This window comes from uncultured Fretibacterium sp. (assembly GCF_938030725.1).
Classification (GTDB): Bacteria; Synergistota; Synergistia; order Synergistales; family Aminobacteriaceae; genus Fretibacterium.
Genome location: NZ_CALHIQ010000087.1, coordinates 1 through 23,698, shown reverse-complemented (window position 1 = coordinate 23,698; position 23,698 = coordinate 1). Strand labels below are relative to the sequence as shown.

Annotated in this window: 22 protein-coding genes, 1 other RNA gene and 1 riboswitch; of the genes, 10 read left to right on the top strand and 13 right to left on the bottom strand. The window is 63.3% G+C overall.

The features are described 5' to 3' along the window. Positions 1 to 25: 25 nt before the first annotated feature. The 9 genes from Q0629_RS05315 to Q0629_RS05275 all read right to left on the bottom strand — a co-directional run bounded on the left by Q0629_RS05315 (position 26) and on the right by Q0629_RS05275 (position 9,977). Entirely contained in the window at positions 26 to 1,555 is a 1,530-nt protein-coding gene (locus Q0629_RS05315; RefSeq protein ID WP_298779857.1) for a sodium:solute symporter family protein, read from the bottom strand. A gap of 31 nt (positions 1,556 to 1,586) precedes the next feature. Next, complete coding sequence (locus Q0629_RS05310) at positions 1,587 to 1,823, bottom strand: hypothetical protein (protein ID WP_015556120.1); 237 nt, start codon at positions 1,821 to 1,823, stop codon at positions 1,587 to 1,589. Positions 1,824 to 1,863: 40 nt separating this feature from the next. After that, positions 1,864 to 3,591, bottom strand: a complete 1,728-nt coding sequence (locus Q0629_RS05305; RefSeq protein WP_298779850.1) for a M28 family metallopeptidase — start codon at positions 3,589 to 3,591, stop codon at positions 1,864 to 1,866. A 226-nt stretch (positions 3,592 to 3,817) separates the two neighbouring features. After that, the gene (locus Q0629_RS05300) at positions 3,818 to 5,329 is read right to left on the bottom strand and encodes an ABC transporter substrate-binding protein (RefSeq protein WP_298779847.1); all 1,512 of its coding nucleotides are present in this window, start codon (positions 5,327 to 5,329) and stop codon (positions 3,818 to 3,820) included. 73 nt (positions 5,330 to 5,402) lie between these two features. Further along, positions 5,403 to 6,356: an oligopeptide/dipeptide ABC transporter ATP-binding protein gene (locus tag Q0629_RS05295; protein ID WP_298779845.1), complete on the bottom strand. Its 954-nt coding sequence runs from the start codon at positions 6,354 to 6,356 to the stop codon at positions 5,403 to 5,405. Further along, positions 6,346 to 7,326, bottom strand: a complete 981-nt coding sequence (locus tag Q0629_RS05290; protein ID WP_298779843.1) for an ABC transporter ATP-binding protein — start codon at positions 7,324 to 7,326, stop codon at positions 6,346 to 6,348. The genes Q0629_RS05295 and Q0629_RS05290 overlap by 11 nt, the downstream gene beginning before the upstream one ends. A gap of 10 nt (positions 7,327 to 7,336) precedes the next feature. Continuing rightward, entirely contained in the window at positions 7,337 to 8,239 is a 903-nt protein-coding gene (locus Q0629_RS05285; RefSeq protein ID WP_298779841.1) for an ABC transporter permease, read from the bottom strand. Between the two features lie 8 nt (positions 8,240 to 8,247). Beyond that, entirely contained in the window at positions 8,248 to 9,195 is a 948-nt protein-coding gene (locus Q0629_RS05280; protein WP_298779838.1) for an ABC transporter permease, read from the bottom strand. A gap of 134 nt (positions 9,196 to 9,329) precedes the next feature. Next, positions 9,330 to 9,977: a ParA family protein gene (locus Q0629_RS05275; protein WP_298779836.1), complete on the bottom strand. Its 648-nt coding sequence runs from the start codon at positions 9,975 to 9,977 to the stop codon at positions 9,330 to 9,332. Between the two features lie 307 nt (positions 9,978 to 10,284). On the opposite strand from Q0629_RS05275, the gene Q0629_RS05270 reads away from it, so the two are divergent. The 5 genes from Q0629_RS05270 (at position 10,285) to Q0629_RS05250 (ending at position 15,942) form a co-directional block, all read left to right on the top strand. After that, positions 10,285 to 11,895 (top strand): peptide ABC transporter substrate-binding protein, encoded by a 1,611-nt coding sequence (locus Q0629_RS05270; protein ID WP_298779834.1) that lies wholly within the window; start codon positions 10,285 to 10,287, stop codon positions 11,893 to 11,895. An 82-nt stretch (positions 11,896 to 11,977) separates the two neighbouring features. Beyond that, complete coding sequence (locus tag Q0629_RS05265; protein ID WP_298779832.1) at positions 11,978 to 12,919, top strand: ABC transporter permease; 942 nt, start codon at positions 11,978 to 11,980, stop codon at positions 12,917 to 12,919. Next, positions 12,912 to 13,922 (top strand): oligopeptide ABC transporter permease, encoded by a 1,011-nt coding sequence (gene opp3C / locus Q0629_RS05260; protein WP_298779830.1) that lies wholly within the window; start codon positions 12,912 to 12,914, stop codon positions 13,920 to 13,922. Before Q0629_RS05265 ends, opp3C begins: the two co-directional genes overlap by 8 nt. Positions 13,923 to 13,924: 2 nt before the next feature. Continuing rightward, entirely contained in the window at positions 13,925 to 15,007 is a 1,083-nt protein-coding gene (locus Q0629_RS05255) for an ABC transporter ATP-binding protein (protein ID WP_298779828.1), read from the top strand. Then, the gene (locus Q0629_RS05250) at positions 15,004 to 15,942 is read left to right on the top strand and encodes an ABC transporter ATP-binding protein (RefSeq protein WP_298779826.1); all 939 of its coding nucleotides are present in this window, start codon (positions 15,004 to 15,006) and stop codon (positions 15,940 to 15,942) included. Before Q0629_RS05255 ends, Q0629_RS05250 begins: the two co-directional genes overlap by 4 nt. A 366-nt stretch (positions 15,943 to 16,308) precedes the next feature. On the opposite strand, the gene Q0629_RS05245 is transcribed toward Q0629_RS05250, so the two are convergent. The 4 genes from Q0629_RS05245 to smpB all read right to left on the bottom strand — a co-directional run bounded on the left by Q0629_RS05245 (position 16,309) and on the right by smpB (position 17,849). Then, positions 16,309 to 16,587 carry a type II toxin-antitoxin system YafQ family toxin gene (locus tag Q0629_RS05245; RefSeq protein WP_298779825.1) on the bottom strand — a complete coding sequence of 93 codons (279 nt, stop codon included), beginning with the start codon at positions 16,585 to 16,587 and terminating at the stop codon, positions 16,309 to 16,311. Then, the gene (locus Q0629_RS05240) at positions 16,580 to 16,927 is read right to left on the bottom strand and encodes a hypothetical protein (RefSeq protein WP_298779823.1); all 348 of its coding nucleotides are present in this window, start codon (positions 16,925 to 16,927) and stop codon (positions 16,580 to 16,582) included. The genes Q0629_RS05245 and Q0629_RS05240 overlap by 8 nt, the downstream gene beginning before the upstream one ends. Before the next feature lie 18 nt (positions 16,928 to 16,945). Next, positions 16,946 to 17,299, bottom strand: a transfer-messenger RNA (tmRNA) gene (gene ssrA, locus Q0629_RS05235). 76 nt (positions 17,300 to 17,375) lie between these two features. Beyond that, on the bottom strand, positions 17,376 to 17,849 hold the full coding sequence (gene smpB, locus Q0629_RS05230; RefSeq protein WP_298779821.1) for an SsrA-binding protein SmpB: 474 nt from the start codon (positions 17,847 to 17,849) through the stop codon (positions 17,376 to 17,378). A 242-nt stretch (positions 17,850 to 18,091) separates the two neighbouring features. Beyond that, positions 18,092 to 18,320, top strand: a riboswitch (cobalamin riboswitch). 170 nt (positions 18,321 to 18,490) lie between these two features. On the opposite strand from smpB, the gene Q0629_RS05225 reads away from it, so the two are divergent. From Q0629_RS05225 to Q0629_RS05205, 5 genes are read left to right on the top strand one after another with little or no spacing between them, the layout of a single operon-like run. Beyond that, entirely contained in the window at positions 18,491 to 20,044 is a 1,554-nt protein-coding gene (locus tag Q0629_RS05225; protein ID WP_298779819.1) for an ABC transporter substrate-binding protein, read from the top strand. Between the two features lie 24 nt (positions 20,045 to 20,068). Continuing rightward, complete coding sequence (locus tag Q0629_RS05220) at positions 20,069 to 21,058, top strand: ABC transporter permease (RefSeq protein ID WP_298779818.1); 990 nt, start codon at positions 20,069 to 20,071, stop codon at positions 21,056 to 21,058. Next, on the top strand, positions 21,051 to 21,905 hold the full coding sequence (locus tag Q0629_RS05215) for an ABC transporter permease (protein WP_298779817.1): 855 nt from the start codon (positions 21,051 to 21,053) through the stop codon (positions 21,903 to 21,905). The genes Q0629_RS05220 and Q0629_RS05215 overlap by 8 nt, the downstream gene beginning before the upstream one ends. An 11-nt stretch (positions 21,906 to 21,916) precedes the next feature. After that, the gene (locus tag Q0629_RS05210) at positions 21,917 to 22,786 is read left to right on the top strand and encodes an ABC transporter ATP-binding protein (protein WP_298779816.1); all 870 of its coding nucleotides are present in this window, start codon (positions 21,917 to 21,919) and stop codon (positions 22,784 to 22,786) included. Further along, entirely contained in the window at positions 22,779 to 23,408 is a 630-nt protein-coding gene (locus Q0629_RS05205; protein WP_298779815.1) for an ATP-binding cassette domain-containing protein, read from the top strand. Before Q0629_RS05210 ends, Q0629_RS05205 begins: the two co-directional genes overlap by 8 nt. Positions 23,409 to 23,698: the final 290 nt, after the last annotated feature.

Here is a 23,698-nt window from a genome sequence, read left to right as displayed (position 1 = left end):
ACAGGTTCAAAACGAATTCGTTTCCTCAGCCGAAATGACGCTTCAGCGTCGCTTCGGAAACCGGCTTCGTCACAAGGCTGACGAGCACCGTGACGACCATCGCTACGACCCACGTGGGGATCAGGGCGTTGAAGCCGAAGGTGTAGCCTTTCAAGGTCGAGGATATCTCCACCAGGCTGCCCAACCCGATCTTCTCCAGGATCTGGGGCGAGGCCGAGAGCGGGATGTAGAGCAGCACGCCGGTCAGGATGCCCGTGACGGCCCCCGCGCTCGTCGCGCGCTTCCAGTAAAGCCCCAGGAGGACGGGCGTCGCCCAGATCGTCAGGCCGCCAAAGGAGAAGAGGATGATGTCGAAGATGGCGCTGGGACGCCAAATCCCGAACAGGATGGCGATGACCCCGAACACGCAGGTCACGACGCGGGAGAGCCTCAAAATCTCCGCGTCCGAGGCGTTCCGGTTCATCAGGTTCTGATAGATGTCCCTCGAGATGCCGCCCGAGGACACGACCAGCAGGCTGTCGATCGTGGACATGCCCGCCGCCATGATCCCCGCGATCATCAGGGACGCTAAGACAGGGGATACACCCTTCTGAAGGATCAGAGGCACGATGAAGTCCATCTGCTTCCCCTCGAGGCCGGGGACCGAGACGATGCCCAGGACGCCGACCCACTCGATGAGCGTAGCGGACACCCACATGCCAAGCGTCCCCAGGATGACCGCCTTAAACATGACCTTGTAGTTCTTCATCGTAAAGAACTTCGTCGCCAGCGTCGGACTTCCGATGTTGAAGAAGCTCCACATGACCACCATCGAGACGAGGGCGGGCCAGGGGTAGGCGCCCGTAGCGCCGGGATGGGCCATGTAGGCGGGGTTCAGCTCAAACAGCTTTGCGTTGATGGCCTCGAGGCCGCCGCCCATGTCGAGAGCCACGAAGAACGTCACGACCGCCGTGACGACCATCAGAAGCCCCTGGATGACGTCCGTCAGCATGGCTCCACGGATGCCGCCGCTCATGCAGTAGACGATGACGATGAGCCCCGTCGCGACGACGCCGATCCACTCCGGATAGCCCGTGAATGTGTTGAAGATGATGCCCGCGCCGATGATCTGCGCCCCCATCATCGGGACCATGAAGAACACCATCAGGACCGCCTGAAGGCCGCGGAGCAGGTTGGACTCGTAGCGGTCGCCCAGGTAGTCCGCCATCGTCATGAACCCCTGCTCGTGCCCCAGCTTGATCAGTTTCCTGCCCACGACCAGCGCGGGGATGATCATGCTGAACACCAGACCGGGGACGGAAACCGTCAATCCGGGATACCCCTGCCGGTAGCATGCAGCAGGCACCCCCATAAACGTGCTCATGCTGTATTGCGTCGCGAAGTAGGCGATGCCGCTGACGATCGCGCCGGCCTTGCCGCCCATGACGAAGAACTCCTTCAGCGATTTCGTCTCACGCGCCGAATAGAAGCCGATCAGGGCCATGATCAGGAAGTAGCCGCCCAGGACGAGAAAGAACGTCCCCGTGGCAGGCACCAACATTGTGCTGACGTCCATTTGCAAAATCCTCCTTAAGCTTTAAAGGGAACTAGTCCTCCGTCCCAAACGCCCGATACTCCTCACGCCCCATCGCCTGCCAGTAGAACAGAAGGATCAGGACCATGACGGCCACCGTGAGCCAGAACCAGCCCACCATGAAGAGCGGCAGCCCCTTCCACGACGGAACGTACTCCGTGGAGTAGAAACACTTGACCGGCAGCATCACGACGACGTACGCCGCCAGAAAAACACAGGACCACCTTGTTTCAAATGCGTTATCCCACATTCCCATATCTCTCGCGCCTGCCTTTCAAAGCAAAACAAATTCACAACGATTCCGTAGCCCGCACGGGGCCTTCCCCACGGAGGGGCAAAGCGTTCAGGGCATCGGCCAACAGGAGGAGGCGATTCAGCTGCGACGCCGCATAGTTGAGGATGACGGCCTGGGCACGGTCCGACCCCGTGCCGCGCAGCAGGAGGCGAGCCGCCTCCGAAAGTCCGGGGACGAAGTCCGCCCCTCCGCTCCAGTCCTGAAGGTGAGGCCCGCGGGCAGCGTAGTACATCTGGTTCAGCAGCCTGACGGCGCTCAGTGCCGCTGCGAGGTCCGCGCCGCCGCGTTCCCTCCATGTGTCCTGAAACCCGTCGAGCGCCGCACACAGAGCCCTCAGGTCCAGCCATGGGCGCAGGGCCTCCCGCAGCTCCTTAAGCCGCTCTCGCAGGGCGCCGCACAGCGCCCCGACGTCGAGGGGCACGCCCTCTCCCGCTTTCATCAGGCCGGACAGGCCCGACGCATAGATCCCGGCGTCCGTCTCCAGCACTCGGCGATCGCAGAAGTCCACCGTATCCGCCTCGGTGTGCCACCACCAGGGCATGGAGGTGCCGCCCGTCCTGTTGGGGTCGCCCTGGGGCAGCGCGGAGGTCCAGATGAAGAAGGGGGACACGCCGATGTTCTGAAAGGACTGATCCCAGGAGCGCACGCGCCCCACCGGGCCTCCCCGCTGTCCCGTGACGCCGTACACCGCATCGGCCGCCAGGGCGAACAGGTCCGGTCCAGCGGTGACGCAACTGAAGTCCGACGCGCCCCTCATGCCCGGCATGTCGATGTTCGTGTAGCAGAGGCAGTGCTTCAGAACCTCCTCAAAGTGCTCCCGGGCGTAGTTGGAGGACCCCGCGTACTTGCCGAACTCGTGTCCGGACCACCAAGAGACCCGCAGGCCGAAGCGCCGCCTCTCCATGCGGGCCGCCGCCAGAGCCAGCGCCAGGGCAAGCGCGGCACCGGTGGCGTTGTCCGTAGCCCCGTAGTGCTTGCTGTCCAGGTGAGCTCCCACCAGCAGGAAGTACGGCTGCCCCTCCGTAGAGGGGAGGCGCGCCTCAAGGCGTACGACGTCCGAAACCCGGACCTCGCTGGAGCAGGACAAGGAGAGCTCCGCGCCGTCCCGCCCCATCAGCTCACGGCCGTCCGCCCCGTTCACGGCCAACACGGGGATGCCCGGCAGCCACCCCGTCTCCTCCGGAAGGGGGGTCCCCCACATCATCGCGACGCCGCTCTGGTGGATTTCCCGCTCATCCTCCGTGGGCCAGCAGATGACGAAGCCCGCCGCCCCGCGGTCCTGGGCGGAGAGCACGGCCTCCGGAGAGAAGGAGCGCGACAGCACGATGCGCCCCGCAAGGTCCTGTTTTGCACCGTGCGGGACGCGGGAGGAAAGGTAGTCCAGGGGCGAGACGGGGAAGTCCTCCGCGCCCATCCTGTGGCCGACGCCGCGCACGCCGTCCGCCGGCGCGGAGAAGTTCCACGCCCTGGCCGGGAAGCTCCTCCCGGACGCCCCATCGACAAGCGTCACAACGCCCGGCCCCCCAAAGGCCAGAAGGCCCTTCTCCGCGCTTCGAGAGCAGGAGACGCCAGCCCCTGCAAGCCGGGATTGGATGTACTGCCTGGCAGCCTCCTCCCCCTCGCCGTCCGAGCGCCTCACGAAGGAGGCGATCCGCAGGAAATCCTGGTAGAGTTCGTCGCGGTCCAGGAGGGAAGCCAGGTCCGCGGTGCGATCGTTCAGCATGTCATATCAAACCGCCTATCTGCCACTCTAAGCCTTAATGAAGAAGCGTCTATGATCCCAAAGCGGTCAACGACGCCCTGCCCTCCGTCCAATGCCCCTCCAACACTCGACCCTTCAGCCCGTAGCCTCGGTCACGCCCCTGCATCGGCCCAGAAAATCCGCAACGAAAAGCGGGGCTGCCGACCGGAACGACAGCCCCGCCTCCTGGAGGCGTCCGGGCAAAGCCCTATTTCTCGACCGTGACGTTCTCCAGCTTATGATATCCCGCGGGGTCCAGGACGAAGCCGTGGACCTTCTTGGACGTTCCGGAGTTCAGCGTGCTGTAGACCAGAGGTGCGTTGTTGGAGAGGTCCTGCAGGATCTGCTCCAGGTCGGCGTAGGCCTTGCGGCGGATCGTCTCGTCCGTGTTGCCGCGGCCCAGGTCCACCAGCTCATCGACCTTGGGGTCCTGGATGAAGCTGCGGTTCCCCGGCGCGCCGGTCTGCGTGGAGTACACCAGGGAATAGTAGGTATAATCGGCGTCCGCCGTCGAGGTGGTCCAGCCGAAGTATGCCATGTCGTGCTCGCCCTTGGAGGTGCGCTCGATGAAGCTGCCGAACTCCATGACCTCCACCTCGCACTTGATGCCGACCTCCAGCAGCATGGCCTGAATGGCCTGACAGACCTCGATGCGGGTCTGATTGTCGTTCACCCACAGCTTGCAGGAGAAGCCGTCCGGGTATCCCGCCTCAGCCAGCAGCTTCCTGGCCAGCTCGACGTCGTACGTATAGGGCTTGTCGCCGGCGTAGCCGAACACGCCCGGTGCGATGAGGTCACCGGCCGGCTCGCCTCCGCCGTACATGATGGAGTCGATGATCGTGTTCACGTCGATGGCGTGCCGGATCGCCTGGCGCACCAGCTTGTTGTCAAAGGGCTTCTTCTTCATGTTGAACGAAAGGTACCAGCAGTTCAGGCCCGCCTTCTCGTTCAATGTCAGGTCGGGGTTGTCGCGGACCTTCTGCTGGTCGTTGGCCTGGATGTCGTTTGCGATGTCCACCTCGCCCGTCTCGAGAGCGATGGTGCGCTGCGCGGCCTCCGGGACGACCTTCATCACGAGGTTCTTCGTCTTGGGGGCGCCCGCGTAGTACTCGTCGAAGGCCTCCAGCTTCAGGGAGTCCCCCTGCTTCCAGCTCACGAACTTGTAGGGCCCCGACCCGATGGGATTCAGACGGAAACGCGCCTCGTCGGCCTTCACGTAGGCCTCCGGAACGATGGCCGAGGAGGGGTGTGCCAGGTTCCGCAGCGCAGCCGCATAGGGCTTGGCCGTCTCGATGACGACGGTGTGATCGTCCACGACGCGGACCTCCTTGATGAAGTTCACGATGTAGGAAACTGCGGTGGAGGCGATCGCCCGATCCAGGGAGAACTTCACGTCCGAGGCCGAGAGGGGAGAGCCGTCGTGAAACTTGATCCCGCTGCGGACGTGGACCTCGAGCTCCGTGTCGCTGAGGTACTTCCACGACTCCGCGATCTGCCCCACGATCTTCCCCTCGTCGTCCGTCGTGAACAGCGTGTCGAAGATCTGGTTCGTCGCCATGACGGCAGGGGTCTCCTTGCCGATGTGGGGATCCAGAGACGTGACGTCAGCTCCCTGAGCCCAGGTCAACGTGTCCTTGTTCTCCGCCGCCGACAGCGCTACCGGCTGGAAGAGCGAGAGGACGAGCGCCGCGATGAGCAATACCGAATGGAACCGCTTCATAAAACAGACCTCCTGTAAAAGAATTTAAACACCATAACCGGGGCCTCCCGGATTATGTCGAGTGACGCCCGCCTCAGCACAGCGTGCAGGCGCAGAGGTGGCCCGGGGCGACCTCACGCAGCGGCACGTCCGCCTCCGAGCAGGCCGGTGTGGCATCGACGCACCGCCCGGCGAAGCGACAGCCCGGCTTCGGGTCGATCGGCGAGGAGATCTCGCCCCGCAGGATGATGCGCTCCGTCACAAAGTCCGGGTCCGGCGTCGGGATCGCCGAGAGCAGCGCCCTCGTGTAGGGGTGCAGCGGGTTGGCGAAGACCTCGTCGGCGGACGCCAGCTCCACGACCTGTCCCAGGTACATCACGGCGATCTCGTCGGACAGGTGCTTGACGACGGAGAGGTCGTGCGTGATGAACATGTAGGTCAGGCCCAGGTCGCGCTGCAGGTCCTGCATCAGGTTCAGGATCTGCGCCTGGATCGAAACGTCGAGGGCCGACACCGGCTCGTCGCAGACGATGAACTGCGGACTGAGGGCCAGGGCACGGGCGATCCCGATCCGCTGCCGTCGCCCGCCGTCCAGCTCGTGGGGGTAGGCGTTGATCAGGCGCTCGGACAGCCCGACGAGGGCCATGATCTCGCGCACCTTCTGCCGGAGCTCCGGCTGCTTTCGGCTGGCGTAGACGCCCTGGATCAACAGGGGTTCCGTGATCGTCTCAAAGACGGTCATTCGCGGGTTCAGGGAGGCGAAGGGGTCCTGAAAGACGATCTGCATCTCGCGCCGGAGCGCCTTGAGCCGCGCCGCGCCGAACCCCAGGATGTCCTCTCCGTTGAACTGCACCGTGCCCGACGTCGGCTCCTGAAGCCGCAGGATGCTGCGGCCCAGCGTCGATTTTCCGCAGCCCGACTCCCCCACCACCCCCAGCGTCCTGCGCCGGCGGATGCTGAAGGACACGTCGTCCACCGCGTGAAGCGTCCCGCCCTTCGTGCTGAAGTACTTCTTCAGGCGCTCCACCCTCAGGATTTCATCGGTCATGCGACACCCTCCCTCTGGCCAGGACGCAGCGCACCGCGTGTTCGCCGCCAAGCTGTACGAGCGCGGGGACTTCCCTGCTGCAGACCTCCGCGCTATGGGGACACCGCTCCGCGAAGGGACACCCCGGAGGCAGGTTCGTCGGATCCGGCATCAGGCCGGGGATGGGGCGCAGGCGGTCCGCCTTCCTCTCAAGGCTTGGGATGGAGCCAAAGAGCCCGATCGTGTAGGGGTGCTGGGGGGATTTGAAGATCTCGCGCAGGGCCCCGTACTCCATCAGCGTCCCCGCGTAGATGATCGCCACGTAGTCGCAGTTGTGGGCGACGACGCCCAGGTCGTGGGTGATGAGGATGACGGAGGTGCCCAACGCCTTCTTGAGGTCCCGGATCATCTCCAGCACCTGAGCCTGAATGGTGACGTCCAGTGCCGTCGTGGGCTCGTCCGCGATGAGGAGCGTGGGCGCGCAGGCCAGGGCGATGGCGATGCCAACCCGCTGCCGCATCCCGCCGGAGAACTGATGGGGATACTCCCTGCCCCTCTGTCCGGGAATCCCCACCATCTCCAGGATGCGGCAGGCCTCCTGCCAGGCCTCCTGGCGATGGAGATTCTTGTGCGCCTGGATGACCTCCATGATCTGATCCCCGACGGTCATGACGGGGTTGAGGCTCGTCATGGGGTCCTGAAAGATCATGGAGATGCTGCGCCCACGAATCTTGCGCATCTCCGCCTCCGACAGCTTCAGCAGGTCCTGTCCCTCAAACAGCACCGAACCCGATACGATTCGTCCGGGCGGAGAGGGAATGAGGCGAAGGATGCCCTTGCCCAGCGTCGTCTTCCCTGCGCCCGTCTCCCCGACCACGCCCAGCGTCCGCCCCTTGACGAGGCTCAGCGAGACGGAGTTCAGCGCCTTGACGACGCCGTCGTCGGTCTCGTAGTGGATGGCAAGGTCCTTGATCTCGATCAGCTTTTCCATGTCGGCCGCCTCAGCTCTTCAACTTCGGGTCCAGCGCGTCGCGCAGGCCGTCGCCCACGAGGTTGAGCGCCAGGATGGTGAGCATGATCCCCGCGCCGGGGATCATGGTGATGTGCCACGCATCGCGGATGTACGTTCGGGCGTTGGAGAGCATGGAGCCCCACTCCGGGGTCGGCGGCTGGATGCCCAGGCCCAGGAAGCTCAGGCCCGCGATGGAGAGGATGGCGCCGGCGACCCCCAGGGTGGACTGAACGATCAGGGGGGCAAGCGAGTTGGGGACGATGTAGCGCATGATGATGCGCGGGTTGTCCGCGCCGACGGATCGAGCCGCCTCGATGAACTCCTGCTCCTTGATCGTGAGCACGGAGGCGCGGAGCGTGCGGGCAAACGTCGGGACGTAGGCGATGCTGATGGCGATCAGGACGTTGACCAGTCCCGGCCCCAGAGCCGCCACGATGGCCGTCGCCAGGAGCATGGAAGGGATCGCCAGGAGGATGTCCATGGCGCGCATCAGGACGTTGTCCAGCCTCTTGTAGTACCCTGCGACGGCACCGATGAGCCCTCCCAGGAGCGTCGAAAAGGCGATGCCCGCCATCCCCATGAAGAGGGAATAGCGTATTCCCCAGAGCATCCTGAGGAACATGTCGCGCCCGAACTCGTCCAGGCCGAAGATGTGCTCCGCGCTGGGGCCCTTCAGCCTCAGGCGAAGGTTCTGCTTGATGACGTGCGCGTTGTAGAACGCCCGGCCGTCGGCAAAATCCCAGAGTATGGTCACCGCCGCGACGGCGGCCAACAGGAGCAGGAAGGCCAGAGAAAGGATGGCCAGACGATTCTTACGGAACCGGCGCCACGCCTCCTCCCAGAGGGACCTCTGCTCGCGCTGCGCGTTGTCCTGCGAAATCCGATCGTTCATGGGGCACCTCACGCCTTCTGATACTGAGATTTGATCCGGGGGTCTACGAAGGCGTAGATGATGTCGACCACCAGGTTGACGACGGAGAACATGACGGCCAGGAAGATGACGGACCCCAGCACCAGCGGCATGTCCTTGGACTTGATGGAGTCCACCATGAGCCTCCCCAGCCCCGGCCAGGAGAAGATGGTCTCCGTCAGCATGGCGCCGCCCAGGAGGTGCCCGAACTGAAGCCCCACCGCCGTGACGATGGGGATGAGCGCGTTGCGCATCATGTGCCGCATGGTGACGGCGCTCTCCGAAATGCCCTTGGAGCGCGCGGTGCTGATGTAGTCCTGTCGGATCACCTCGAGCATACTGGAGCGCGTCATCCGGACGATCGTCGCCGCGCAGCCCGTGCCGAGCGTCAGGGCGGGGAGGATGAGGCTCTTCATGAGGGGCACGAACCCTTCGCCCATCCCCTGCGAGGGCAGCCAGCCAAGCCCCAGCGAGAAGATGAGGACCACCAGGAGCCCGAACCAGAAGTTGGGCATGGCGACCCCGATGAGCGACAGGACGGTCGTCGTGTAGTCGAGCAGGGTGTACTGGTGCTTCGCCGAGATGATACCGGTGGGGATTCCGATGAGGAGCGCCACAAAAATTCCGGCCAGGGCCAGGACGCAGGTCGCGGGGAAGCGCTCCAGCACCATGGCCATAACGTCGATTCGGTTGCGGTAGGAAACCCCCAGGTCCCCGTGCAGGGCGTCCTTCATGTAGATCAGGTAGCGCACGACGATGGGCCGATCGAGGCCGAGCTCCTCCCGCGTCCGCTGCAAGAGCTCCGGCGTCGCGCCGTCGCCCAGGATGATGGCGGCCGGGTCCCCCGGCGTCAGGGCCAGGATAAAAAAGACGATGAACGTGACGCCAACCAGCACGGGGATCATCATCAGGAGCCTACGTAGGATATAGCGCAGCATCAGCTATCAGCCTCACCTTGCAAGGAATACTAGGTTTTTTAAAAAAATGCTTTCCCAATTATATCACTTCACAAAAGAACCCTGTCACCGCAGGCGAGGGAACGCGCAAAACGGGCTCAATGCGCCCCTGGTGCCTACTGCCAGGCCGTGCTGAAGTCCCCCTCCAGCATACGCTGATAGGCGATCACGAGGCGCGCGAACATTCGTTCGTAGGGCGCGCGGGCCTCCGCGCTCAGGCCGGTGGACCAGATGCGGCCGGACGCAATGTTGTAGGGAATCAGGCGGTTGATGGGCAGGCTGGCCGCCGCAGGATACCCCTCGCCGGCGATGACCTCCTCCGCCATCTGAGCGAGGCGCGTGGCGTCGTACCCCACCTTGACCAGCGGCAGCTGGCTCCTGTCCTTGCCGCACTCCCGCGCGACGGAGTAGAGCACGCCCAGGTTGGAGAGCGAGAAGAGGTCCGGCCGAACGGGGACCAGCGCGATGTCGGCAAAGTTCAGCGCGACCTTGGAGATCGCCCCCATCGACGGCGGGCAGTCCAGGACGATCCAATCCTCCGGGGCCTCGGCGTCCTCTGGGGCAAGGGCCCCCTTCACTCGCAGGCTCTCCTTGAAGTAGCCCCGGATGAAGGAGAGGGCGTCCGTGAAGTTGCGCTGGGGGTCCAGGTCCACGGCGAGAACCCTGTGCCGCTTCATGAGCGCCATCTGGGTCAGGATGAGGGACAGCGTGGTCTTCCCCACGCCCCCCTTATGGTTGATGACCGCCACCGCAAGTTTCTCCAAGTCCGCGTTCCTCCGTTCGCTCCAAACTGCCGGCCCAAGACAGGGTGCCCCTAGCTTAACACAACCTTCGTCGCGCACAAAAAACGGACGGCTCGCAGCGGACTGTCCAAGTTCGAACTCTGTTTGCGTTTAACGCGATTTACAGGCAGCGCTATAAGCGTGTGCTATAATGAAATCCACCCGCAGGGGGTTTTAATCGGGCTCAAACGCTCGTTGACTGCGGGCGCGAGGAGGGCCGCGAAACGGGCGGCCCCTTGTCTTACCGTGGTTGTGCATAGGATCATGATTTATGAAGGGGAGATTCAAGTTGAAACGATGGTTTGCAGCGTTGCTTGCGCTGGCGTTGTCCTGGGCCTTGCGTCCTGCGGCGCTCGCGGCGGAAAAGGTGATCGTCAACTACGGCGTTGAAACGGAGCTCACGACGATGGACGCTCAGATCGTTTCGGACGGAACGTCCTACACGATCATCGAGAACACTATGGAGGGCCTGACGCAGTTCGACAAGGACAGCAACGTCATCCCCGCCATTGCGGAGTCCTGGGACGTGAGCCCCGACGGCCTCTCCTACACCTTCCACATCCGGGAGGACGCGAAGTGGTCCAACGGCGAGCCCGTCAGGGCACAGGACTTCGTCTTTGCGTGGCGGCGCCTCGCGGACCCCAAGACGGGAAGCGAAACGCAGTTCCTCATGGCGGACACGTCGGGCATCAAGAACGCCGAGGCCATCGCCTATAAGGGAGCGGACCCGGAAACGCTCGGCGTGAAGGCCCTGGACGACCGGACCCTCGCGGTCGAGCTGGACCACCCCGTGCCCTTTTTCCTCTCGCTGCTCCTGTTCCCCCCCTTCTACCCGGCCAACGAGGCCTTCTTCAAGGCCCAGGGCGACCGCTACGGGCAGGGCGTGGATAACGTCCTCGCCAACGGCGCGTTCCAGCTGACCTACTGGGATCAGGGCGGCTCCCTCTCCACCGTGGAGCGCAACCCCTACTACTACGCTAAGGACGAGGTCAAGGTGGACGGCGTTTCCTTCGTGGTGATCAAGGACGCGCAGAGCGCCCTCCTGGCCTACCAGAACGGAGACGTCGACAAGATCGCGCTCACCGGCGAGCTGGTGGAGCAGTTCAAGGACGACCCCGAATGCCGCATCATCGACGGCAGCTTTTTGTGGTACGTGCTGTGCAACCACAAGAACAAGTTCCTCGCCAACCCGGACTTCCGCCTGGCCCTGGCCATGGGCTTCGACAAGCAGGAGCTGTGCAGCGGCGTGCTGAAGGACGGCTCCCATCCGGCCAACTACTTCGTCCCCTCCATGCTCGCCACCGGCCCGGACGGCAAGGACTTCCGCGACGGAACGCCGACCTACCTGCACTACGACAAGGACAAGGCTCTGGAGCACTGGAACGCCGCGAAGAAGGCCCTGGGCTTCGAGAGCGTGGCGCTGTCGCTCCTCGTCGAGGACACGGAGTCCGCCATCGGCGTGGCGACGTACCTTCAGGACGCGCTCCAGAAGAACCTGCCCGGCCTTACGATCAACCTCGAGAGCATGGCCAAGAAGGCGCGCCTGCAGAGGGAGCGGGACCGGGAGTACGAGCTGTCCCTCACCCGCTGGGGCCCCGATTATGCGGACCCGATGACCTATCTGGACCAGTTCGTGAGCAACAAGACGAAGATCGGCTGGACCAACGCGCGCTACGACGAGATGATCAAGGAGGCCAGTTCGAGCAAGACCGCCCTCGACCCGGCGGCGCGCTGGCAGCTCCTGAAGGACATCGAGGCCGAGCTCCTGAAGGAGGCGGCGATCCTCCCCGTGTACCAGAAGAACAGCGCCCTGTTGCAGAAGGCCTACCTCACGGGCATCGAGGAGCACGCCAGCATCGGCAACCTCTTCAAGCACGCGACGAAGGCCGTCAATCCATAAGGCAATAAGGCCTCCACTACCGAAAGAGAGGAAGGCCGTCGGACGCCGCCCGCCGGCCTTCCTCATTCCGAGGGGTGCGATCATGAAAACATACATTGTCAAACGGGTGTTGACCGCAGCGGCCACGCTCTTCGCCATCGTGCTGGCGCTCTTTCTCATGCTGGAGCTGATGCCGGGCTCGCCCTTCAACGACGAAAAGCTGAGTCCGGAACAGGTGGCGGTCCTCAAGGAAAAGTACGGGTTGGACGGCCCGGTGCTGATTCGCTTCGCCCGATACGTCGGGCGGATGATGACCGGCGACTTGGGCGTTTCCTACAACATTCAGAAGAACGTCCCGGTGACCGAGATGATCCGGGCGCGCCTGCCCATCTCCATCCGCATCGGCCTTCAGGCCGTGTGCGTGGGGGCCGTCCTTGGCCTGCTGCTGGGGGTGCTGGCCGCGCTGCGCCACAACTCCATCGCGGACACGTTCAGCACCGTCATCTCCGTGCTGGGCGTAAGCGTCCCCTCTTTCGTGTTCGCCTTCGTCCTGCTCTACTACCTTGGCTTCAAGGCGGGTTGGTTCCCCATCCTGTACAAGGTCAACCGCCCCGTCGCCTCCACCATCCTGCCCACGTTGGCCCTCAGCATGTTCACCCTGGCTCAGATAGCCCGCTTCGCCCGCTCGGAGATGCTGGAGGCGTTGGGGAGCGAATACATGCTCTTCGCCCGGAGCAAGGGGCTCTCGCCGTTCCGCACGAACTTCGTCCACGCCCTGCGAAACGTCCTCATCCCCATCATCACGGTGCTCGCGCCCCTCGTCGTCAACCTCATGACGGGCAGCATGGTGGTGGAGAAGATATTCTCCATTCCGGGCGTCGGCAGTCTGCTGGTGACGGCGATACAGTCCAACGACTACAACGTCGTCATCAGCCTGACCTTCGTCTACTGCGTGCTGTACATCGGGCTGATGCTGGCGGTGGACCTGCTCTACGGCGTCATCGACCCCAGGATCCGGCTTGCGGGAGGGAAGCGCCATGACTGAACCCATCATCGAACCAGGACACGAGTTTGAGCGCATCGACGTCACCGACGCCGCCCACACCGACAAGGACTGCGCCAGCCAGCCGTTCTGGAGGGACGTCCTGTCCCGCTTCGCCAGGAACCGCGGCGCGGTCTTCGGGGCCGTGACGATCCTGGTCATCGTCGTCCTCGCCGCGTTCGGCCCCGGCATGAACGAACACGCCTACGACGACGTCAACATCCTCCACCAGAACCTGGCTCCACGCATCCCCGTCATCGAGAGGCTGGGTATCTTCGACGGAGGCGAGAGGCGCGTCAACCGATACCGACAAAAAGGGCTGGACGACGTCTACTACTGGTTCGGAACGGACACCTTCGGCCGCGATCAGTGGACGCGAACCTGGATGGGGACGCGCATCTCCCTCTACATCGCCTTCGTCGCGGTGCTCATCGACATGCTGATCGGCATGAGCTACGGGCTCACCTCCGGTTACTTCGGCGGAGCGACGGACATGATCATGCAGCGCGTCCTCGAGGTCGTCAACGGCATCCCCACGCTCATCATCGTGACGCTCCTGATGCTCGTCATGCCGCCCGGCCTGAACTCCATCATCCTGGCCCTGCTCATCACGGGATGGGTCGGCATGAGCCGCGTCGCGCGGGCGCAGATGCTCAAGCTCCGGGAGCAGGAGTTCGTCCTCGCGTCCCGCACGCTGGGGGCGGGGCACTTCACCATCATCTTTCAGGACGTCCTGCCCAACATCTTCGGACAGCTCGTCACCATGTCCATGTTCTCCATCCCCAACGCCATCTTCTCCGAGGCGTTTCTGTCCTTCGTGGGGCTTGGGGTCCCCGCGCCCATGGCATCGCTGGGCTCCTTGATCAACGACGGCTACAAGTCCTTTCTGATGCACCCCTACATGCTGGTGTTCCCGGCCATGGTGCTGGCGCTCCTGATGTTGAGCTTCAACCTGCTGGCCGACGGCCTGCGCGACGCCTTCGACCCGAGGATGCAGGAGGTGTGATCATGGAGAATCGAGAACGCCCTTCGATGCTCCGCATCCGCGGCCTGCACATCAGCTTCCGCACGACGGCGGGGCGTGTGAACGCGATCCGCGGCGTGGACCTCGACCTGCGCCGCGGGGAAACGCTGGCCATCGTCGGGGAGTCCGGTTCGGGGAAGTCGGTCACTATGAAGGCCGTCATGGGCATCCTGAGCAGCAACGGCAAGCTGGAGAGCGGGACGATCGACTTCGCGCCTCCCGACGGGGGCGTCTGGCACATCATGGACATGTCCCAGTCCGAAATCCGCCGAGAGCTGGCGGGAAAGCGGATCGCCATGGTCTTTCAGGACCCCATGACGTCGCTCGACCCGACGATGTCCATCGGAGCGCAGCTCACGGAGGGGATGCGCCACCACTTCGGCACGCCGCGGCGCGAGGCGGAGGAAAGGGCGACGGCGCTGCTGCGCCGGGTGGGGATCACGGAGGCGGAGGCCTACATGAAGAGCTACCCGCACCAGCTCTCCGGCGGGATGAGACAGAGGGTCGTCATCGCCATCGCCCTCTCCTGCAGCCCGGACGTCCTCATCTGCGACGAGCCGACGACGGCCCTGGACGTCACGATCCAGGCGAAGATCCTGGAGATGATCCAGGACGTCCAGCGCGAGCGGGGCCTATCCGTGATCTACATCACCCACGACCTGGGCGTCGTCGCCAAGATCGCGGACTGCGTCAACGTGATGTACGCCGGAAAGATCGTTGAGAGCGGGACCGTGAACGACATCTTCTACGACCCGCGCCACCCCTACACCTGGGGCCTGCTCTCCTCCATTCCGGACCCCGATAGCCGGGACCGGAAGCTGTTCGCCATCCCCGGCTCCCCTCCCAACCTGCTCCACCCCGTTCGAGGCGACGCCTTTGCCCCGCGCAACCCCTACGCCCTCGGCATGGACTTCCTGGAGGAGCCGCCGGTATTCCGGGTCAGCTCCACCCACAGCGCCGCAACATGGCTCCTGGACCCGCGGGCCCCCAGGGTGGAGATGCCAGAGGAACTGCGCCGCCGCATCGAGGCCATGCAGCGGGGAAACGAGGCGGAGGTGAGGGCATGAGCGCGCTCCTAGAGGTAGAAGACCTGCGGCAGCATTTCAAAGTGTCGCGGAATTTCGTCGTGCGGGCGGTGGACGGCGTGAGCTTCCACATCGACCGGGGAGAAACCTTCGGCCTGGTGGGCGAGTCGGGATCGGGCAAGTCCACCATCGGGAGGACGATCATCCGCCTCTACGCGCCGACCTCAGGGCGCATCGTCATGGATGGAACGGACATCTCGGGGCGCCTCTCCGCGGCAGCGCTCAGACACCTGCGCACGCAGGTACAGATGATCTTTCAGGACCCCATGGCGTGTCTGAACCCACGCAAAAAGGTCATCGACATCGTGGCCGAGGGGCTGGACATCCACCACCTCTACGGCAGTTCAAAGGAACGTCGGGAGAAGGTGTACGGTGCCCTGGAAACGGTGGGATTGTCCGCTGAGCACGCCAATCGCTATCCCCACCAATTTTCGGGCGGCCAACGCCAGCGCATCGGCATCGCCCGCGCGTTGGTGATGGAGCCCTCCCTCATCATCGCCGACGAGCCCATCACAGCCCTCGACGTATCGATCCAGGCCCAGGTGGTGAACCTGCTGAAGGAAGTGCAGCAACGAACCGGCGTTTCCTACCTCTTTATCGCACACGACCTGTCCATGGTGAAGTACATCTCGAACCGGATCGGGGTGATGCATCAGGGGCGCCTCCTGGAAACGGGGACTCCGGCGGAGATATTCGATCGCCCCATCCACCCCTACACGCGCTCGCTCCTGTCGGCGATCCCTCTGCCGAACCCCGTCAAGGAGAAGAAGCGTCGCGCCATGGACTACGACCGCAGAGCTGCGGGAATTGAGTACGCGCAGGGCACGCTCCATGACGCCAGCGGCGCGCACCGCGTACTGGCCACCGACGCAGAATTCGAGCGCTGGTGCGCCCTTTCCCCCGACGCCACATCGTGACCTCACCTCGCGGCGACTGAGAGGATGACGAACGGGGGGCTCCATTGCCCCCCGCACCCTCAATCCTCCTCAGCTTTTTGGTCCCTGACTTGAGGACCACTACACCACGTTGCCCACCTCCTGACCGTGTGAAGAAAATCTCCTTTCATATGGTTTCATCGTGGACTGATACGGGATATCATGAAAAACAAAAGTGGAGGTAAGTAAAAACCCCCTCGCTGAGGGGGTTTTTCTATTCTCCAAATCCCTTTTGAAACTCGGGGAATTTTCGCTTCTGATGCCCCTGAAGAGACTAGCGGAGGTAGATGGTACAGAATACCGATGAACCCGTTGGGTGTCTGGTAGCCGACGGGCCGATCGTACAGGCTATTTATTGAACAGATCGGAATGCGTGCCGGTACGCACCAAAACCAAGGTCAACGTATCCCGTTCAACCTGATAAATCAGGAGCCAGTCGGATGTTATATGACATTCCCTGAAACCTGACCAATCGCCTTTTAAAGGATGATCCCGCAAAAACTCGGGGAGAGCGGTGTTCTGTGCCAGCAACCTGACGACACGATCAAAGGCGGATAAGTCATAGCCTCGTTTTAACAGCAATCTCAGGTCTTTTTGTATTCTTGACGAAAATCGGAGCTTAAGCATTCGAACCCAGCAGATCCTTCATCATTTCATCGACGTTGTCATAGGTTCTGCTGAGGTTGCGTCCCTCGAGAACGTCTTGCATAGCTGCAACGGTCTCTTCATTGGGCTCATGGGCCTCTCCACTTTCGAGCTCATTCAGGTAATGGACAAGGGATTGCAGGTTTTCCTCCGAAAGCGCGTGGATGCGGCGGTACAGGTTTTTCCGGACCTTTACGTTTTCCATGTGAGCTACGTTCATCTTTCCCAGCTCCTCTCGCTCTCCGCTCTTCTGTTGCCAAAAGGGCCTTTCCTTCTGTTGGGAAAGGCCCTTCTTTAAAATTAACCTCGACATGCCAAGCATTGAGCCGAGGATTCCTTCTGGTGGAGGCGGGGGGAATTGAACCCCCGTCCGACGTGGGCCAGCGTGACAGCGCTACAGGCTTAGTTTTCTTTTAATTGTCGTCAAAGGTGAGGCAGAAAACGGCCTTCCTTCTTCCAAGACCTCTGGTCTTTTTCACCCCAGCAAGATCCGACTGTGAGCGAAGCATCTGTCTAAAATGACGTCTCCGGCGAGCCAACAGACGAGCTCATCCTTCAACGTGGCAGGCCTAAGCCGCCAATGCGTAATCGTTATCGACGTTTATTCGTCTGCCCGAATGTTTAACGAGGATTACGGACGTAACTCGACCTGCTCTGTCAGGCACTCCACGCGCCGTCGAAACCTGTCGCCCCCAATAAAACCGGCTTTATCATAAACTTCCCGACAACACGAACGGCGAGCCGCCGGCATGACGGGAAGAGCCGTCCTCTCAATCGTACCGTCCGTTGTGCCTCACGGCACGCGCCATGTCCCGCTTCGCGTCCCGATCCGCAATGGCGTCCCGCTTGTCGTGCGCCGTCCTGCCTCGCGCCAAGGCCAGTTCCACCTTGGCTCGCCGCCCCTCCTTAATATAGACGGAGAGAGGGACCAGCGTCAAGCCCTTCTCGCGGACTCTGCCCTTCAACCGCAACAGTTCGTGGCGGTGGAGGAGCAGCTTACGCCGCCGCTCCGGCTCGTGATTGTAGTACGTCCCCTTCTCGTAAGGGGAGATGTGCATCCCCACCAGCCAGAGCTCTCCCGCATCCAGGGAGGCGTAGGAATCCTTGAGGTTCAGGTTCCCGGCGCGAACGCTCTTGATCTCCGTTCCCGTCAGGACGATCCCGCACTCGAAAGCGTCAACGATAAAATAATCATGCCTTGCCTTGCGATTCTGCGCCACCGTCTTGTTCGCCTTCTCCGGCATCTCATCCTCCTCCCCGATTTTCACTTAGCTTTTTATTTTACCACACAATCTCGCTTTGACAAGAGATTTTCTTCGCGACAACGCAGCCGCCCCCACTTCAGTCGGACGCCGTACAAAAAGCGGGGCGACGCGTCCCCTGAGCGATGACGGGCGACCAGCGGCCTTGTTGCTTTTTTGAGGGCGTTCCATTAGAATGACGTCTTGTATCAACAGGCTGTTTGTATAGGGAAATGCGTCATCGTCCTCCCAAATTCAACACGCGGTACGGGGGGGACGGTGTAGATGGAATGGGGTGAGAGTCCCCGCGCGGCCGGCACTGTAAGCGTGAGCCCATGCTGAAGCGTCTCTTCGGGACGCCATGACGAACGTCAGTCACTGCGGCATCAGGCCGTGGGAAGGCAGGCATCGGGCGCTGGGGGCTCTCCCCCTGAATCGCAAGTCAGGAGACTTACGCATTTCCTCTGGAGGACGTTGGCCCCCTGCCCAGGGCGGACGTCTTGGTGCGTGAAAACGGACGCGCCGACCTTCTCGCTTGCAGAAGCGCAGAGGGCCGGCGCGTTTTTATCTCTGCGACGCGCAAAAGATGCGGGCTTGCCGCCCGCAGGAGTTTTGCACTATTTTTGGAATTTTAGGAGGCAAACATGAAGAAAACGGTTTTTGCGGTGCTTTTCCTGGCAATGGCGCTCCTCTGCGGCACGGCCCTGGCGAAGGACGAGATCGTCCTGTCGGGCGGCGATAATGCCATGGCGGGAAAGATCGACCCCGTTCGCGGGTATGGTGTCTGGGGACCCGACATCTTTCACTGCCACCTGCTGAAGCCCGGCAAGGACAACCTGCTGGAAAAGGACCTGGCAACGGATGAGAAGGTCAGCGAAGACGGGCTGAGGTACACGTATGAAATTCGCGAGGACGCGAAGTTCACCGACGGTCACCCCCTGACGGCGGAGGACATCGTCTTCACGTTTGAGAGCACGAAAGCCGCCGCATCGGTCGCCGACCTCTCGATGTTGGAGAGCGTTCGGGCGCTCGACGACCGAACGGTGGAGTTCACGCTCTCCCGTCCATGGTCGTTCTTTCCGCACCTCCTGAGTTACGTCGGCATCGTTCCGAAGCACGCTTATAAGGAGGGCTACGGTGACATGCCGCTGGGCTCAGGCGCCTGGCGTATCGTGGACTTCCAGATCGGACAGCAGATGATTTTGGAGCCCAATCCACACTATTACGGCAAGAAATCCCCCTTCAAACGGGTGACGATCCTCAAGGTGGACGACGACGCCGCGCTCGCCGCAGCGAAGTCGGGACAACTGGACTTCGTCTTCATCCCGGCGGAGTTCGCGGCCACAAAACAGGAGGTGCCGGGCATGAAGCTCCTGACGCTCGACACCTTCACCTCGCTGGCGATCAACCTGCCTGTCATCCCCGAAGGGGTTGGCTCAGGGGACGAGAAGGTGGGCAACAACGTGACCTGCGACCCGGCCATCCGCCGCGCGCTGAACGTCGGCATCAGCCGTCAGCTTCTGGTCGATCAGGCGTTGAGCGGAATGGGGAAGCCGTCCTTCACCATCGGTGGGGGCTGGCTGCCCTGGGCCTCGAAGCGGACGTTCGAGGACGGGCGCCTGGAGGAGGCGAAGAAGATGCTTGAGGACGCCGGCTGGGTGGATTCGGACGGCGACGGCATCAGGGAGAAGAACGGCCTGAAAGCGGAGTTCACGATCAAGGGTCGCAGCAACGACATGCCTCGTTATAACGTGGTCGTGGCGGTCGCGGAGAGCGCCAAAGCGCTTGGAATCCACATCATCCCCCAATCCGCGCCGTGGGTTGAAGCGCGCCACGCCCGCGCCACGCCGACGTGCTGGGCGTTCGGCTACCCCAGTCCCTCGGACTTCTACCTGTTTTACCATTCTTCGCAGATCAACAAAGGTGTGATCGGCAATCCGCCCTCGTACTCCAATCCGGAGGTCGACGCATTGATCGACAGCGCGCTGCGCGCCACGAACCAGGAGGAGAGCGACAGGCTGTGGCAGCAGGCTGAAGAGCTGGCGGACGCAGACGTGCCGTTCCTGTACGTTGCCTGTCCCCAGGACAACTACCTCGTCCGCGACAGGCTGACGATACCGCCGCTTGGAAGGGTCAAATCCAGAAACCAGGGCGGGGCAGGGTTGGAGAATCTGAACGAGTGGAGCTGGAGCGAGTGATTCCAGGGGGAAGGAGAGGGGTTTGTGAGTAAGGGATTCGCAAGGTACGTCGCCGGCTCGATCGGGCGGCTGTTGCTTCTGCTCGTGTCCTGTTCCGCGCTCAGCTTTTTTCTAGTCACGGCGTCGCCCATGAAGGCAGTCGATGCCTTCCTCGGCGAGGTCAACGTTTCCGAGGAGCAGCGGGCCCATATCGAGGAGCAGTGGGACCTGAATCGACCGCCCCTGGAGCGCTACATCAAGTGGGCGGCGGCGGCCCTGCGGGGCGACCTCGGACAGTCCATAACGCATCACAAGCCGGTGTCGCAGGTGCTGGCGGAGCGTTTCAAGGCCTCGCTGCTTCTGATGGGCACGGCCTGGGCGCTGTCCGGCGTCCTGGGCCTGATTTTGGGGATCGTCGCCGGCGCGTGGCGGGGCGGTTGGCCGGACAGGGTGATCAAGACCTTCAGCCTGCTTCTGGCCTCGACCCCGGCGTTTTGGCTCGGACTCTTGATCCTGATCGTGTTCGCCGTGCAGCTGCAGTGGTTCCCCCTGGGGCTCTCCATCCCCATCGGCCGCGTGGCCGCGGAGACGACGTGGGCCGAGCGGCTGCACCACCTCATCCTTCCTGCGTTGACGCTGTCCATCACCGGCGTGGCGAACATCGCGCTGCACACCCGACAGAAGCTGATCGACGTGCTGGACAGCGAATACGTCCTCTTCGCCCGCGCCCGCGGCGAGGCGCTGTGGCAGATCATCCGGCGCCACGGCCTGCGCAACATCGCCCTGCCGGCGGTCACGCTGCAGTTCGCCTCGGTCAGCGAGATATTCGGCGGCTCCGTGTTGGCGGAGAAGGTGTTCTCCTACCCCGGCCTGGGCAGCACCGCCGTCGAGGCCGGACTGCACGCGGACGCGCCGCTCCTGATGGGCATCGCCCTCTTCAGCGTGCTCTTCGTCTTCGCGGGGAACCTGTCCGCGAACGTCCTCTACGGGTTGATCGACCCGCACATTCGGGAGGGGGAGAAAGCCCATGGCTGAAGCAGCCGTCAAGGCGGTGCGCGGCCCGTGGCTGAATCGCCGCCGCAGGACGCTCTGTATGATCGGTTTAGGAGCTCTGCTCCTCGCGGGGATATTCGTCTGGGGATCGCTCCTTGGCCCCGGCGACTATGGCCCCAACTACTCGGCGCGGTACGTCGCCCCCTGTGCCGACCATCCCTTCGGGACCGACAGCCTGGGGCGCGACATGTTCTTTCGCGTCGTCGCGGGCCTGTCGCTCAGCATCCGCATCGGCCTGATGGCTGCGGTCATCAGCTCGGTCATCGCGCTGGTCCTGGGGAGCCTGTCCGCCGTCTTCGGCGGCTGGGCGGACTCCGTCGTCAGCTACTGCGTTGACCTATGCATGGGCGTGCCGCACCTGATCCTGCTCATCCTCATCTCCATCGCCGCCGGAGGGGGCGCCGCGGGCGTCATCACAGGGGTCGCCGTCACGCACTGGCCGAACCTGACGCGCCTCATCCGCGCGGAAATCCTCCAGATCCGTTCCGCACAGTACGTGCAGGTCGCCCGAAAGATGGGGAAGGGGCCGCTCCACATCGCTCTGCGGCACATCGTCCCTCACGTGTTTCCGCAGTACGCTGTCGGCCTGATCCTGCTGTTTCCGCACGCGATCCTTCACGAGGCCGGCATCACGTTTCTGGGCTACGGCCTGCCGCTCGACACGCCGGCCATGGGCGTCATCCTCGCGGAGTCCATGCGACACCTGGCGGCCGGCATGTGGTGGCTGGCGTTCTTCCCCGGCCTGGCGCTGCTCCTCGTCGTACAGCTTTTCGACGTCGTGGGCGACAGCCTGCGGGTGTTCGTCGACCCGCACGCTGCGAGGGAGTAGGGGGACTGGAGATGGGCGAATTGAAAGACAGCCTCCTGAGAGTGTGCCACCTGTCCGTGAGCTTCGAGAGCTACGACACGCGCCTTGAGAGGGTGGACTACTGCGCCATCACCGACCTGAGCGTGTCGTTGGAGCGTGGAGAGATCCTGGCCGTCGTTGGGTCGAGCGGCTCCGGCAAGAGCCTGCTGGCTCACGCGGTGCTGGGGATCCTGCCCGGCAACGCGCGCGTTGGAGGCGAGATGTTCTACCGCGGCGCGGTCATGACGGACGGGATGAAGGCCCGCCTGCGCGGACGGGAGATCGCGTTCATCCCGCAGTCCGTTGCCTACCTCGATCCGCTGATGCGCGTGGGAGACCAGGTGTGCGGCACGGCGGGGGAAAGCGCTCGGGAGAGGCAACGGGCGGCCTTTCGTCACTTCAACCTGAAGCGCGAGACGGCGGATTCCTATCCCTTTCAGCTTTCGGGCGGAATGGCCCGGCGCGTCCTCCTGTCCACGGCGTTCGTCGCCGACCCGGAGCTTCTGATTGCGGACGAGCCGACGCCTGGACTGGACCTGGAGCTGGCCATCGAGGCGCTGAAGGACTTTCGCGTCATGGCGGACCAGGGGAAGGGCATCCTCCTCATCACGCACGACATCGATTTGGCGCTTGGCGTGGCGGATAAGGTCGCGATTTTCCACGAGGGCCGCGTCGTGGAAACCGCCGCGGCGGCGGCCTTCAGCGGGGACGGCGCCGGCTTGAAGCACCCTTACAGCCGCGCCCTGTTTCGGGCTCTGCCCCAGAACGGGTTCTCCCTGGAGCGCTGCCCCGCGTGCGGGGCAAGCGAAGCGACGTGGGACGTGGACGGAGAAACGATGAGGTGCAGGTGCAGCGATGCTTGAGGTCAAGAACGTCGGGTTTCGTTACGGGGGCGGACCGTGGGTCCTGAAGGACGTGAGCCTTAAGGTCGCCGATGGGGAGCGCATCGCCATCCTTGGCCCCAGCGGCTACGGCAAGAGCACGTTGGCAAAGCTCATGGCCGGGTACGAACACCCCGCGGAGGGCACGGTGCTGTGGAACGGCGCCCCGCTGCCCAGGCGCGGCTACTGCCCCGTTCAGTTGATCTATCAGCACCCGGAGCGGGCGCTCAACCCGCGTTGGAAGATGCGGCAGTCCCTGTTCGAGGCCGGAGCGCTGGACGAAGGCGTCCTGCGCGAGATGGGCATCCGGCCCCTGTGGTACGATCGCTGGCCCATCGAGCTGTCGGGCGGCGAGCTGCAGCGCTTCTGCGTGGCGCGCGTCATGCGGAGCGAAACGCGCGTCTTGATCGCCGACGAGATGACGACGATGCTGGACGCCTTGAGCCAGGCGCACATTTGGCGCTTCGTGCTGCATTACGCGGAGCGGCATGGCATGGCCGTGGTGGCGATAACGCACAACCGCGCTCTGGCGGAGCGCGTCGCGGACCGCATCATCCACATTCCAGAGCTGAATCACGTGCAGGTGGACCGCAGCAGCCTGTGACGTTGAAACAAACCCACGGTGCGCGAGGCGCAGAACGGATCAGGGGGTGGAGCAGTCCTTGAGTGGAGGCTTCCACCACAGTGATAAGGGGGCCGATATCGGCCCCCTTTCTCAAGCTACGTTCGATCCGCTATCGATTATCGTTTTTTCATCCTCAAGGCCAGCGGAAGGAGCCCCAGCAGGGGCAGGAAGGCGTAGCCTGCGTTGCATCCGCCACCACCGCCGCCACTGCCACTACCGCCGCCGCCAGAGGCTTTTCCGGACGTGACCGTGAAGTTGACGGCCTCGGA